This window comes from Winogradskyella sp. PG-2, assembly GCF_000828715.1.
Classification (GTDB): domain Bacteria; phylum Bacteroidota; class Bacteroidia; order Flavobacteriales; family Flavobacteriaceae; genus Winogradskyella.
On sequence record NZ_AP014583.1, the window covers coordinates 288,393 to 303,007 of the forward strand.

General features: G+C 32.5%; 10 protein-coding genes. 9 read left to right on the forward strand and 1 reads right to left on the reverse strand.

The genetic code is table 11. The features are described from left to right. Positions 1-127 precede the first annotated feature (127 nt). The 4 genes from WPG_RS01455 to WPG_RS01470 are packed head-to-tail and all read left to right on the forward strand — an operon-like array spanning position 128 to position 3,551. Positions 128-1,546 carry a CCA tRNA nucleotidyltransferase gene (locus WPG_RS01455; protein WP_045468437.1) on the forward strand — a complete coding sequence of 473 codons (1,419 nt, stop codon included), beginning with the start codon at positions 128-130 and terminating at the stop codon, positions 1,544-1,546. Further along, complete coding sequence (locus tag WPG_RS01460) at positions 1,543-2,007, forward strand: GNAT family N-acetyltransferase (RefSeq protein WP_045468440.1); 465 nt, start codon at positions 1,543-1,545, stop codon at positions 2,005-2,007. Before WPG_RS01455 ends, WPG_RS01460 begins: the two co-directional genes overlap by 4 nt. Continuing rightward, positions 1,994-3,010: a COX15/CtaA family protein gene (locus WPG_RS01465; protein ID WP_045468443.1), complete on the forward strand. Its 1,017-nt coding sequence runs from the start codon at positions 1,994-1,996 to the stop codon at positions 3,008-3,010. The genes WPG_RS01460 and WPG_RS01465 overlap by 14 nt, the downstream gene beginning before the upstream one ends. Before the next feature lie 25 nt (positions 3,011-3,035). Further along, entirely contained in the window at positions 3,036-3,551 is a 516-nt protein-coding gene (locus tag WPG_RS01470; protein ID WP_045468447.1) for an IS1096 element passenger TnpR family protein, read from the forward strand. On the opposite strand, the gene WPG_RS01475 is transcribed toward WPG_RS01470, so the two are convergent. Then, positions 3,548-4,609 carry a hypothetical protein gene (locus tag WPG_RS01475; RefSeq protein WP_045468450.1) on the reverse strand — a complete coding sequence of 354 codons (1,062 nt, stop codon included), beginning with the start codon at positions 4,607-4,609 and terminating at the stop codon, positions 3,548-3,550. The genes WPG_RS01470 and WPG_RS01475 overlap by 4 nt on opposite strands. 177 nt (positions 4,610-4,786) lie before the next feature. On the opposite strand from WPG_RS01475, the gene WPG_RS01480 reads away from it, so the two are divergent. From WPG_RS01480 to WPG_RS01500, 5 genes are all read left to right on the forward strand, one after another. Next, complete coding sequence (locus WPG_RS01480) at positions 4,787-5,704, forward strand: ABC transporter ATP-binding protein (RefSeq protein ID WP_045468453.1); 918 nt, start codon at positions 4,787-4,789, stop codon at positions 5,702-5,704. 36 nt (positions 5,705-5,740) lie between these two features. Beyond that, positions 5,741-6,568, forward strand: a complete 828-nt coding sequence (locus WPG_RS01485) for an ABC transporter permease (protein WP_045468456.1) — start codon at positions 5,741-5,743, stop codon at positions 6,566-6,568. 105 nt (positions 6,569-6,673) lie between these two features. Continuing rightward, positions 6,674-10,057, forward strand: a complete 3,384-nt coding sequence (locus WPG_RS01490; RefSeq protein WP_045468458.1) for a T9SS type B sorting domain-containing protein — start codon at positions 6,674-6,676, stop codon at positions 10,055-10,057. After that, the gene (locus WPG_RS01495; RefSeq protein WP_084221496.1) at positions 10,054-12,522 is read left to right on the forward strand and encodes a T9SS type B sorting domain-containing protein; all 2,469 of its coding nucleotides are present in this window, start codon (positions 10,054-10,056) and stop codon (positions 12,520-12,522) included. Before WPG_RS01490 ends, WPG_RS01495 begins: the two co-directional genes overlap by 4 nt. Positions 12,523-12,559: 37 nt before the next feature. Then, a complete protein-coding gene (locus WPG_RS01500; RefSeq protein ID WP_045468461.1) occupies positions 12,560-14,341 on the forward strand; it encodes a T9SS C-terminal target domain-containing protein in 1,782 nt (593 codons plus the stop codon). The last annotated feature ends 274 nt before the right edge of the window (positions 14,342-14,615 follow it).

Genomic DNA, 14,615 nt, shown 5'->3' on the forward strand with positions numbered 1-14,615 from the left:
AATTTTCTCAATAAATAAATAGCGCATTAGATTTTAAAAGATTAACCCCGTATCGTATCTTTGCACAGCTAGAAATCACAGTCTTTTTTCTTTAACATTTATAGAATAACTGTGACTAAAACTCCATATGAATCATAAACGAGCTATAAAGTATAATATCTTTAATATCATTTCTCAATCTGCAGAAGAATTGCAAATAGACTGTTATGTTATTGGTGGTTTTGTTCGTGATTATTTATTAGATCGTGGAGATGCAAAGGATATTGATATTGTAGCTGTTGGTAGTGGTATAGAACTTGCAAAACAAGTTTCTAAAAACATACCTAACCAACCCAAAGTCCAAATCTTTAAAACCTACGGAACAGCGATGTTGCGTTATGATGATATTGAAATTGAATTTGTTGGTGCTCGCAAAGAAAGTTACACAGAAGACAGTAGAAACCCTGTTGTAGAAAATGGAACACTTAAAGATGATCAAAATCGACGTGACTTTACAATTAATGCGCTTGCCTTAAGTTTAAACAAAGTTAATTTCGGTGAACTTCTAGATCCTTTTAGTGGTATTGAAGATTTAGATACAGGTATTATTCGTACGCCTTTAAATCCAGATATCACCTATAGTGATGATCCTTTACGTATGATGCGTGCTATTCGATTTGCGACACAGTTAAACTTTAAAATTGAAGATACTTCTCTTAAAGCCATTGCTGATAATAAAGATCGAATTAAAATCATAACCAAAGAACGCATTGTTGTTGAACTTCATAAAATTTTAGAAAGTAAAACGCCTTCAATTGGTTTTATTCTGCTGGAAAAAACTGGCCTCTTAGAATATATACTTCCAGAATTAACAGCTTTAAAAGGCATTGATGAAATTGAAGGTCAGCGTCATAAAGATAATTTCTACCACACATTAGAAGTTGTAGACAATATTGCTAAAACTACTGATAACCTCTGGTTACGTTGGGCTGCTTTATTACACGATATAGGTAAAGCGCCAACTAAAAAGTTTCATAAAAAAATTGGTTGGACTTTTCATGCCCATGAATTTGTTGGATCTAAAATGGTTTACAAACTATTTAAAAGATTAAAAATGCCATTGAATGACAAAATGAAATTTGTACAGAAAATGGTATTTATGAGCTCGCGACCAATCGTATTAGCATCTGATGTTACAGATTCTGCAGTAAGACGTTTAGTCTTTGATGCTGGTGATTATGTTGATGATTTAATGACTTTATGCGAAGCAGATATTACAACAAAAAATCCTAAAAAGTTCAAGAAGTATCATAACAATTTTCAGAAAGTACGAGATAAAATTATTGAAGTTGAAGAACGTGATCAGATTCGTAATTTTCAACCACCTGTAACTGGTGAAGAGATTATGAAAACCTTCAATTTAAAACCTTCTAAGGAAATAGGTATCATTAAAGAAGCGATTAAAGAAGCCATTTTAGAGGGAGAAATACCGAATGAACATGAAGCTGCTTTTAAATTAATGATAGAAAAAGGAAAAGACCTAGGATTAAAAATAAGTGAAGTATGATAAAGCTGATTAGAACAAATTCTGAAAACGAAGACTTTATTAATCTTGTAAAAGATTTAGACTCTTATTTAAAAATAACTGATGGAGAAGAGCATGATTTTTACAATCAGTTTAATTCCATAAAAACCTTAAAGCATGCAGTAGTTGCTTATTTTAAAAATCAACCTGTCGGTTGCGGAGCATTTAAGAAATTATCTCAGTCTAGCGTAGAGGTAAAGCGGATGTACACTAAAGAAGATGCAAGAGGAATAGGCGTAGCAACAGAAGTTTTAAACGAATTAGAGCATTGGGCTAAGGAGCAAAACTATACGTCTACTGTTTTAGAAACTGGGCTTAGACAAACTGAAGCCGTTCAATTCTACAAAAAGAATGCCTATCAAGTTATTCCTAACTACGGACAATATATCGGTGTTAAAAATAGCTTGTGCTTTGAAAAAAAACTGAAAGATGAAAAAAGATAATAAAAAAGTTATTTACTGGCTACTTATAGGTTGCATCTTAATTTTTATTATGGTAATTGTAGGTGGTATTACTAGGTTAACACATTCTGGTTTATCAATTTCTAATTATAAACTCATCTCTGGTACCATTCCACCAATGAATGAGATTGAATGGAATGAAGCTTTTGACCTCTACAAACAATATCCCGAGTATCAAAAACTGAATTACAATATGAATTTGGAAGAATTCAAAGATATTTATTTTTGGGAATGGATTCATCGTGTTATTGGTCGCTTTATTGGTTTAGTTTTCATTATTCCTTTTCTCTATTTTTTAATTCGAAAACAACTCACTAAATCCACTATTAAAAAAGCGGTTATTCTTTTGGTTATGGGAGGGTTTCAAGGTTTTTTAGGTTGGTACATGGTTAAAAGTGGCTTGGTAGATAGGCCAGATGTTAGTCATTATAGGCTCGCAGCTCATTTAACAACCGCATTCTTAACTTTTGCATATACATTTTGGGTCGCTTTAGATTTAATATTTCCAAATAAAAAAGAGGTTAAAAAGAAGTTTAGGAACTTTATAAGAATTGGCTTAGTTGTTTTAATAATTCAGATTATTTATGGTGCTTTTGTTGCTGGATTAGATGCTGGTTGGATTCATAACCATTGGCCCTTTATGAATGAAGGTAAATTTATTCATGAAACAGTTTACATAGAGCAAAATCCTACATATCTAAACTTTCTCGAAGGAAAGAGCGGTGTACAGTTTGTTCATAGAACACTAGCATATGTTGTTGTGGCGTTTATACTTGCTATTTGGTACAAAGCCAAAAGAATGGCATTAGCTTCGCTGCAGACAAAAGGCATTAATATGCTTTTAATAATGGTTGGTGTGCAATTTTTATTAGGTATTTTAACACTAATATATGCTGTCCCTGTTTGGCTTGGTGTATTACATCAAGTTGGAGCATTTATTTTACTCAGCGCTATGATTTTTACTCTACATCGATTCAGTAAATAATCAAAAAATCATTTAACTTTGCAGTATGATATACAGATTTAGAGTTATCCTAGATAACAATACAGAAGATGATGTGTTTCGCGATTTAGAAATCCGAGAAGGAGACACAATGGAAGATTTACACAATATCATCACACAGTCTTTTGGTTTTGATGGTATGGAAATGGCATCTTTTTATGTTAGTGATGACGAATGGAATCAAGGTGAAGAAATTGCCATGATGGATATGAGTGAAGCTGGCAATCAGGTTAGGATGATGAACGAAACCAATATCAATGATGTTGTTCATGAAGCTGCTACAAAACTTATTTACGTCTATGATTTTATGAACATGTGGACCTTTTATGTTGAGCTAGGTGAAATCGTTGAAGAAGCTCAAGGTACAGATTATCCAAATCTTATGTATGTTCATGGTCAAATACCTGACGAAGCACCTGAAAAGGTTTTTGAAGCTGAAGAAGAAGAGAGTTTTAATGAGTTTGAAGACGATTTAGATGTTGACGATTATTCAGATTTAGACTTTGATGAAAATTGGAATTAAAAAGGTTTTGCATTAACTCCTTCATAATTTCGTTTTACAAAATCTAAGGCATTTTTAACGACTTGTCCCATCGTTTCACTTTTTCTAAATTTTAAATCTAAAGTATAATTGTAGATTTCTTCTTTAAGTTTGTCTATATGTTTCTTTAAAGAAAGCTCATCGTCTTCCATACATGTTAATAATGTATTTATTCGGTTTTGATAACTTATCATTCGCTTTGCAACTATAGAGCGTTCTTCAATTTTATACTGATCTACTGATTCTTTCTGGATTTTATCTTTAACTAACTCCACCATTTTGTAATTTTCCTTAAAAAATTGAGGTCTATAGATTTTCAAATTTCCTTCAAAAGATTGCTGGTCAAAATCTATTGCTCTAATTTTAAATACAACATGGTCAAAATCATGCGTTGGTACAATCACATAGTTATAGGATCGCATATCTCCTAAAAGTCGAATCATACAACGCTCATTAAACTTCACAAATTCTTTAGCAATCTGAGCTTTCTCAGAAGCATTACAATCGTTAAGCATATTCTTAATGAATTCATCTCCAGGAATTCCGGCAATATGTTCCTCTATCAAAGTATCTCTACAAACTAAAAAGTTAAGATTATAAGGAGATAACATATGTTCTAATTCTAATCCATAAACCCTAGAGGCATCTGCCTTTTTTACATAGAAATACGTGTAATTATCGTTAAGAATATTTCTAATTTTTATCCTAAAAGGTTTGGAATTTCCAAAAGTGCAAAAATCTATAGCATCTATATTTAAGTATTTTAAAATGCCTTCACTTCCATCAGAAAGTAAGCTAGAATAGACTTGTTTTAAACTTAAATCAATTTCTTCACGTTCAAATTCATTATAATAAACTCTTACCCAAAGAGTATCTTCCTCGTTCTTATCATATACAATAACGGACCCTTGAAAACGCAATAAATCTTCGTAGAAAATCGGTAGGTTTAGATTCCTATTATAGTTAGATAGGTACGCATCTAAGGCTTCAGAAATTTTATAAGAAGGTTTTTTTTTAGATATTTTTAAATCCTCTTTCATGTTTTAAATTTAAGTGATTTAAGAGTGTTATTCTCAAAAATTTTAAAGTTTATTTTGTATAAAATTTAAATAATTGTAACAAATAAATGCTTGAATCGTCTTACCTTCATAACCAATCAATATCTATGCATCATATAAGCTTTGCTTTTTGTTTATAGATATATAAAATCAATCACTTTGGAGCCAATCCTTACAATCAATAATCTAACGAAGAAGTTCGGCTATCTCACTGCCGTTAAAGATTTAAGTTTTACAATTAACAAAGGCAATGTATATGGCATTTTAGGACCTAATGGTAGTGGTAAATCCACAACTCTTGGTATTGTTCTAAATGTTGTTAACAAAACCAATGGAGACTTTCATTGGTTTAATGGTAACACCTCAACACACGATGCTTTAAAACAAGTTGGTGCTATTATAGAACGACCAAACTTTTATCCATATATGACTGCAGAACAGAACTTAAAATTAGTTTGCAGAATAAAAGATGTGGATCATAGTAAAATTTTAGAAAAACTAGAAGTCGTTGGTTTATTAGATAGAAAAGATCATAAATTCAAAACGTATTCATTAGGTATGAAACAACGTTTAGCTATCGCTTCCGCTCTACTTAATGATCCTGAAATATTAATTTTAGATGAACCAACAAATGGTTTAGACCCTCAAGGTATTCATCAAATACGTCAAATTATAAAAGATATTGCAGCAAATGGTACAACCATTCTTTTAGCTTCTCACCTATTGGATGAAGTTGAGAAAGTTTGTTCTCATGTTGTAGTATTGCGTAAAGGAGAAAAGCTATATTCTGGTCGAGTGGATGAAATGATAAGCAGCCATGGCTTTTTTGAATTAAAGGCTGAAAAGCACGAAGAGTTATTAGACATTTTAGAAGGGTATTCTAATTTTGGAAACATCAAAGTTGAAGATGAATTAATTACCGCATTTTTAAATGAACCTATGTCTGCACCAGATTTCAATAAATTAATGTTCGACAAAGGAATTCTGCTTTCGCATTTAGTAAAACGAAAAGAAAGTCTCGAAGAGCAATTCTTACAATTAACCGACAATTTAGAAACCAATCAAAAAACAGCATAATTCAATATTTAAGAATTAAGCACAACCAATCAACATATGTTAAGTCTTATAAAATTAGAATTACAAAAACTTTGGCTCAATAAAGTGAGTCGCGTTTTAATTTTTGTATCATTTATTTTACCATTTACAGTTCTAGTATTATCGTCTATTAAGATTAATTTCTTTGGCTTCTTTACTTTAGAATTAGGAGAGCTTGGTATATTTAACTTTCCAATAATCTGGCATATAACAACCTTCTTTGCCTCTTATTTTAAATTTTTCTTTGCTATTGTAGTTGTAAGTATGATAGGAAATGAATACAGTAATAAAACTTTAAAACAGAACCTTATCGATGGTTTAAGTAAAAAGGAATTTATATTGTCGAAATTCTATACTATTGTATTCTTTTCTTTGTGTGCAACTGTATTAATTGGGTTGGCAACCTTCTTAATAGGACTATATTATTCAAGTTATACGGAAGCATCCATAATTTTTAGAGAAATTGAATTCTTACTTGCATATTTTGTAAAGTTAGTTGGCTTCTTTAGTTTATGTTTATTCTTTGGTATGTTATTGAAACGTTCTGCCTTTGCATTAGGTTTTCTAGTGATCATGTATATATTCGAGTGGCTTGTTTTCTGGGGGGCATATGAAGCTTTTGGTAGTGCGGATACTGCATTTAAAGTTAAAAACTTTATGCCTTTAGAATCGATGTATAAACTTATAGATCAACCTATTCAACGAATAGTAATGACCAAGTTTCCTGAAAAAACAGATATCGCATACGATTATGCTGTACATTGGTATGAGATTGCTATTGTTCTAGGTTGGACAGCACTTTTCATCTTTTTGTCTTATCGATTATTAAAAAAGAGAGATTTATAATATATTTGGTAGCTATTGCTATGTAGTTTTCAATACTAAAACTAGGACTTTTTAAGTTGTAGTTGTTATATAGTATTGAGTAGTTTACTATACATCAAAGTTACTATGAAAAAGATTGGTCTAATCTTTCTATTACTTGTTACGTGTTTTGTTTCGTTTGGGCAAAACGAAGCATCGTACTGGTATTTTGGGCAAAATGCTGGCTTGCGCTTTGATGCTCAGGCCGGAACTGTAAATGCGGTTACTGATGGACAAATTAATACCTTAGAAGGGTGTACCTCTATTTCTGATGCTGATGGCAATTTATTGTTTTACTCGGATGGAAGTACTGTTTGGAATAGAAATCATCAGATTATGGTAAATGGAACTGGCCTCAAAGGGGATGATTCTAGTACCTCGTCTGGTCTAATTGTACCTAAACCACAAGATTCTGATTTCTATTACATATTTACAGTAGATGAACCTCATCATTTTAACACAGCAAATTTCCCAAATGAGACTGCAAATGATGGCGTGAACGATGGTCTAACTTACTCTAGAATTAATATTCTAGATGATAACGGTTTGGGAGCAGTTGACGCTGTAGAAAAGAATATCCCTTTAGTTACTTATGACACATCTGATCCTCTTCAAGTTGATACAAAATGTTCAGAAAAAATAACAGCTGTTAAAGCAGATGATTGCTCATCATTCTGGCTAATTACTCACTTTGCCGATACTTTTTATGCTTTTAAAATTGATGAAAATGGTGTGGATTCAACACCTGTAACATCAGTAGTTATACCTTACATACCAGTTGAAGGATACAGACGTAATGCCTTAGGATACTTAAAAGCTTCTCCTGATGGTACAAAACTTATATCTGCAAACTTTGGAGAGTCAGCAGCCCTTGGCGAAAACTCAGGTGGTAGTATTAACTTATATGATTTTAATAACGATACAGGTGTCGTTTCTAATAGTTTAGAGCTTTATAGTGCTCAAAACAATAACAGTCCTTATGGCGTAGAATTCTCAGCAGAAAATAGAAAAGTCTATGCCACTGTTGGTGCTGGTGCAGCTGGTGGTGGTCAAAGCCAAATACTACAATGGAATTTGGAAAGCTCAGACATACCTAATTCAATACAGGTTATACACACATCTAATACAATAAGTGCAGGAGCATTGCAATTGGGAATAGATCGACGTATATACAGGGCACAAGTGAGTTTTCAAGATTTTAATAATACTGGACGTTATGTAGGAGTTATAAATAATCCCGAAGCTGATGGTTTAGCTACTAATTATGATGAACAGGGTGTCCTAGTAGACGTAAATGGTTTTGCTCAAAACCTAAGTAAAATTGGTTTACCCCCTTTTATACAATCTTTATTTAATTCTCAAACCGATATTATTAGAAATGGGATTAGTACCACAGAATTAAAACTTTGTACAGGAGATACATACACACTACAAGCTGAAGAGATTACTGGTGCAGATTATGTATGGTCTTTTGAAGGTACACCATTAACAGAAACATCTGATCAATTATTGATAGATACTCCAGGTTTTTACGAAGTATATATAGAACCCAATAATGGCGATTGTCCAATTGAAGGTAGTGCCGTAGTAGGTGTTTATGAAATCCCTGTCGCTAATCCGTTAACTGATATCGAGGTCTGTGATGATGCTAATAATGATGGATTATTCAGTTTTGATTTTACAAACAAAAACGCAGAAGCTTTATTAGCTCAAGATCCAAATAGTAATAATGTACGCTACTTTGAAACACCAGATGATGCTAATGCTGGTGAAAATGAAATTTTATTCCCTTATTCTAATATTAGTAATCCTCAAACGATTCATGTGCGTGTAGACAATGTTAGTAATCCTAATTGTTTTGATATAAATACATTTCAACTCGAAGTCTTCAATACTCCACAAATTGTACAATTAAACACTATTGAGTTTTGTGATAATGTTGGAGACATTATGGATGGTTTTGCTATAATAGAATTAGGAGACCTTATTCCAACGATTCGAGGATCTCAAGATGAAATTGAAACTAGTATAACATTTCATTCTACAGAAGATAATGCAGATACAAATACAAGCCCTCTGCCTTTAAGTTATACAAATAGTACAGCTTTTAATGAAACTATTTTTGTTAGAATTGAAAATACTACGAATACAACATGTTATAGTATTGGAAGCTTTGAGGTTATTATAAATGATGCACCAGAAGCTAACAATATAACCATTTTACAATGTGATGAAGATGGTATACCAGAAGGGTTTACAACCTTTAACATCAATCAAAATTTAGAAGAGATTATTGGTAATAATACGGATAGAAGTGTAGAATTTTATATTTCTCAAACTGATGCCGTAAACCAAGAGGATGCCATTAATGGTGATACTTTTGACAACTTTTTTAATCCTCAAATCATCTATGCAAGAGTTACTAATACACTAACAGGTTGTGTAAACATTAGTGAAGTATCCTTGGAAGTAAGTACAACTGCATCTAACAATGCTAATCTATTCTTATGTGATGATGGCATGGAAGATGGATTTGCAACTTTTAATCTTGCAGATTCTAATGCTGTTGTATTAGCTGGTGCACCTGTTACTTTAGATGTTCAATATTTTGAAACTTATAATGATGCTTTGTTGGAAACTAACCCAATCGCAACATCCTATACAAATACTGCACCTTACAATCAAACTGTATATGCAAGAGTTGAAAACGCTAATGCATGTTTTGGTATTAGCGAAATTGAACTCACTGTTTTTGAATTGCCAAATATTGAAACGCAATTTGAAACGCTCTATTGTTTAAATTCATTTCCGCAAACTATAGTTTTAGATGGAGGTGTTATTAATGATTCACCTAGTAATTATAGTTACCAATGGTCCACTGGTGAAGACACTGCCACAATAGAGGTTGATGCACCTGGATCCTACACGGTAAGAATATTTAATACAAATGGTTGTTTTAAAGATAGAACCATTACTGTTTTGGCTTCTAATATTGCTACAATAACAAATATTGAAGTTATAGATACTTCACAAAATAATTCTATAACCGTTTTTGTGTCTGGAGAAGGTGACTATGAATATGCAATAGATAATAGTAATGGTCCTTATCAAGATAGCAATGTGTTTGAAGATATACAACCAGGACTTTATACCATTTATGTGCGTGATAAAAACAATTGTGGTATCACTGAAGATTTAGTCTCAGTAATTGGATTTCCTAAGTTTTTTACACCAAACAATGACGGTGATTTTGACTTTTGGCAGGTCTATGGCATTAACAATCAATTTCAAGCAAATTCCTCTATTATCATCTTTGATCGCCAAGGCAAACTTTTAGCTGAGCTGGATCCTCTAGGACCAGGTTGGGATGGCACTTATAATGGTGCTAAAATGCCAACAAGCGATTACTGGTTTAAAGTTCAACTCGAAGATGGTAGAACTTTTACGAGTCATTTTACACTCAAACGATGAACATAAACCTAAATCTTTTTTCTAAACCTACTATAGTATTCAATGTCTTACTATGGCTATTTTTATCGGGTTATGCTCAACAACCTTATGACTGTGTAAATGCAGTTACCGTTTGTGGAAATTCTAGTTTTAGCTTAGATGTTAATGGTATAGGTACGCAGGAATTATCAGGTTCTAACACTTGTCAAAGTCAAGAAAATAACAGTATTTGGTTGCAAGTGACTATGGCAACTTCTGGCACTTTAGGTTTCACATTAACACCTGGTAGCACAAGTATTAATGAGGACTATGATTTCTTCGTCTTTGGACCAAATGTAGATTGTGGTAATATTGGGCAAGCCATTCGCTGTTCTACTACAAATCCAGCTGCTGCTGCACAAGGCAATAATTTAACAGGTATGAATTCTACCTCAACAGAAGTTAATGAAGGTCCAGGACCTAATGGTGATAGCTTTGTTAGTGATATTGATGTACTTGCTGGTGAAACCTATTTTATAGTTATTGATAGACCTATTGGTAATAGTCCTTTTTCTTTAGAATGGACTGGTACTGCTTCGTTTCCTGATAATCCTTCCAACCCTTTATTAGGAAACCCCTCTGCTACTACTTTACCTGATTTAGATCTTTGTGACGGATTATTACTATTTAATGACAATATAACTGAAATTGACCTTACAGATTTAACTCAAGCCATCATAAATGATGAAAGTGATGTTGCTGTAACTTATTATGCTTCTGAAAGTGATGCCAATATTAAAGTGAATCCTTTAGGAAATATATTTAATAATACTACACCTTCTCAAACTATCCATGTGAGAATAGAAAATACGACAACAGATTGTTTTATTCTTAACAGATTTGATATTAATGTTACTGCTCTAGAAAATTTTAATATACCAACCGATTATGAAGTTTGTGATGATGATATTGATGGAGATGATCAAAACGGTTTGACAACTTTTGATTTTGATGTTAAAACACAAGAAATTACAAATGGTATTCTTGGAGCAAACTATAATATCTCATACCATATAAGCCAAGCAGATGCAGAAGCAGCTACTGCTCCACTCCCAACAAATTATACAAATACAGCACCAACAACTCCTACAGAGATATTTGTACGTATTGAAGATTTAGATTCAAGTTGTGTTGGTTTTGTATCCTTTAATATTATTGTAGCAACAAAACCAATAGCCAATGATGTTTCTATTTTACAATGCGATGAGGACGGCATACCAGAAGGATTTACAACCTTTAATATTAATCAAATTGTAGATGACATTACGGATAATGACCCAAACTCTACAGTAGAATATTACCTTTCACAAGTAAATGCCGAAAACCAAGAGGATGCCATTAATGGTGATGCTTTTGACAACTTTTTTAATCCTCAAATCATCTATGCAAGAGTTACTAATACACTAACAGGTTGTATAAACATTAGTGAAGTATCCTTGGAAGTAAGTACAACTGCATCTAACAATGCTAATCTATTCTTATGTGATGATGATGGCATGGAAGATGGATTTGCAACTTTTAATCTTGCAGATTCTAATGCTGTTGTATTAGCTGGTGCACCTGTTACTTTAGATGTTCAATATTTTGAAACTTATAATGATGCTTTGGTGGAAACTAACCCAATCGCAACATCCTATACAAATACTGCACCTTACAATCAAACTGTATATGCAAGAGTTGAAAACGCTAATGCATGTTTTGGTATTAGCGAAATTGAACTCACTGTTTTTGAATTGCCAAATATTGAAACGCAATTTGAAACGCTCTATTGTTTAAATTCATTTCCGCAAACTATAGTTTTAGATGGAGGTGTTATTAATGATTCACCTAGTAATTATAGTTACCAATGGTCCACTGGTGAAGACACTGCCACAATAGAGGTTGATGCACCTGGATCCTACACGGTAAGAATATTTAATACAAATGGTTGTTTTAAAGATAGAACCATTACTGTTTTGGCTTCTAATATTGCTACAATAACAAATATTGAAGTTATAGATACTTCACAAAATAATTCTATAACCGTTTTTGTGTCTGGAGAAGGTGACTATGAATATGCAATAGATAATAGTAATGGTCCTTATCAAGATAGCAATGTATTTGAAGATATACAACCAGGACTTTATACCATTTATGTGCGTGATAAAAACAATTGTGGTATCACTGAAGATTTAGTCTCAGTAATTGGATTTCCTAAGTTTTTTACACCAAACAATGACGGTGATTTTGACTTTTGGCAGGTCTATGGCATTAACAATCAATTTCAAGCAAATTCCTCTATTATCATCTTTGATCGCCAAGGCAAACTTTTAGCTGAGCTGGATCCTCTAGGACCAGGTTGGGATGGCACTTATAATGGTGCTAAAATGCCAACAAGCGATTACTGGTTTAAAGTTCAACTCGAAGATGGTAGAACTTTTACGAGTCACTTTACTTTGAAACGCTAAATTAATTTAAGTAACTTAGTTCAATAAATAAACACTATTGAAAAAAGCACTGTACATATTATACATTCTATTGTTTAGTGCAACAATCCCTCTAATTGCGCAAGATGTGTCCTTATTTCAACAATTTAACGGACGTTATGATTATACAGCTATTGGTAATACTCTAAATACAGTTGAAAATGGACCATCTGCCTCATGCGCCATTCTATCCTCATCTTCTTCAGATTTAAATCTTAATGCAAGTCAAAATATAGCTGCTGCTTATCTCTATTGGGCTGGTTCTGGCACTGGCGATTTTGATATTACTTTAAACGGCATCGCAGTATCAGCTGAACGCACTTTTAGTGATGCTTTAGATACGCAACGTGTCTTTTTTGCTGCGTTTGCGGATGTCACTACGATTATCACAAGTCAAGGTAATACTACTTATACAGTTTCAGATTTTGATTTAACTTCTATAATTGGACCTTACTGTGCTAGTGGAACCAACTTTGGAGGTTGGGCAATTACTATTGTGTATGAAGATGATACATTACCACTTAATCAACTCAATGTTTATGATGGTTTACAAAGTGTGCCTTCTTTCTTAAGTATCACACTAGATAATCTAAACGTTCTAGACAACGAAGATGCAAAAATTGGTTTTGTAGCTTGGGAAGGTGATCGCGCTTTAGCTGTTAATGAATCATTGACTATAAACGGAAATGTGATTAGTAATTTTCCTTTAAACCCAGCAAATAATGCCTTTAATGGTACAAATTCGTTTACAGGTGCTACGAATTTATATAATATGGATATTGATGTTTATAATATTCAGGATAATATCAATATAGGTGATACTTCAGCAACCATTACACTCACTTCTGGACAAGATTATGTAATGATTAATAACATAATTACTGTACTTAATAGTCAATTACCAGATGCTACTATCGTAATTGATAATAATATTGTGAATTGTGGTGATAATGACATTGAGCTTTTTTATACTATAAGTAATTTTAATAGTACAGAAATACTTCCTTCAAATACTCCTATAGCATTTTATTTAGATGGTATTTTAATTGGCCAAAGTTTAACTTTAAACACAATTGCTATTGGTAGTAGTGAAAGCAACTCAATTGTAGTTACAGTGCCAGAAACTACAAATCCAAACTTTACTATAGTTGCCAATGTAGATGATGATGGCACTATGAGCGGAATTGTAACAGAAACCAATGAGACTAATAATACAACCTCAGTTGCTATTGAATTACTTGTAATTCCTGATATTGTAGTGCTCCCAAATTTGATAGGTTGTAATGAAGGTTTCGAAAAGTCTACCTATAACTTATATAATGCACTTGAAAGTCTAAATTATAACGAAGATGATATTTCTTTTTTCCTATCTATTGAGGACCTTCAAACACAGTCCAATGAAATTTCAATTCCAACCAGTTACAATAACTCATCTAACCCTGAGACTATTTATGTAAGACTAATAAGTCCTCCTTGTTATGAAATTTTTCAATTCGATTTAACAATAGAAAATTGCCCTCCTTATATACCACGAGGGTTTTCACCAAATGATGACGGTTATAACGATTGGTTTAATATACAAGGTCTTTATGATATTTTTACAGAACATCAATTAAAGATTTATAATCGTTATGGTGATGTTATTTTTGAAGGCAACAACGATAAACGCTGGTATGGTCTTATTAACAGAGGATTAAACAATCATGGGGAATCTGCACCTGTAGGTACTTATTATTACATTCTTAATCTTAATGACCCAAATTATCAGCCATCAGTTGGCTGGGTTTATGTAAATTACTAAAAGTGTTAAAGTTTTAAACCGTTCGTCTTAAATTTTTGCTGATGTATGTGAGTTACCTTAAATTTAATTTCTCACAGTATGTCGCTGTTTATTCCCTCAAAAAAATTAAATAAATTTCCCTCGAACGATATAACAATATTGAGTTTAAGGTTAAGTCGCATTTACTTTAAAAAGTAATGGTCTTAAAAATTCAATTTGAGAAAAAAGGCCTCGTTTGAGATCTTTTTTATTACAAAAAGGTAAATGTTAGCTCCTAAATGTTAACATTTAATGT

What these genes read in the sequence shown, in the direction of transcription:
- WPG_RS01455 (WP_045468437.1), top strand. Translation starts at nt 128, where the DNA reads ATGAATCATAAACGAGCTATAAAGTATAATATCTTTAATATCATTTCT.
- WPG_RS01460 (WP_045468440.1), top strand. Translation starts at nt 1,543, where the DNA reads ATGATAAAGCTGATTAGAACAAATTCTGAAAACGAAGACTTTATTAAT.
- WPG_RS01465 (WP_045468443.1), top strand. Translation starts at nt 1,994, where the DNA reads ATGAAAAAAGATAATAAAAAAGTTATTTACTGGCTACTTATAGGTTGC.
- WPG_RS01470 (WP_045468447.1), top strand. Translation starts at nt 3,036, where the DNA reads ATGATATACAGATTTAGAGTTATCCTAGATAACAATACAGAAGATGAT.
- WPG_RS01475 (WP_045468450.1), bottom strand. Translation starts at nt 4,609, where the DNA reads ATGAAAGAGGATTTAAAAATATCTAAAAAAAAACCTTCTTATAAAATT.
- WPG_RS01485 (WP_045468456.1), top strand. Translation starts at nt 5,741, where the DNA reads ATGTTAAGTCTTATAAAATTAGAATTACAAAAACTTTGGCTCAATAAA.
- WPG_RS01490 (WP_045468458.1), top strand. Translation starts at nt 6,674, where the DNA reads ATGAAAAAGATTGGTCTAATCTTTCTATTACTTGTTACGTGTTTTGTT.
- WPG_RS01495 (WP_084221496.1), top strand. Translation starts at nt 10,054, where the DNA reads ATGAACATAAACCTAAATCTTTTTTCTAAACCTACTATAGTATTCAAT.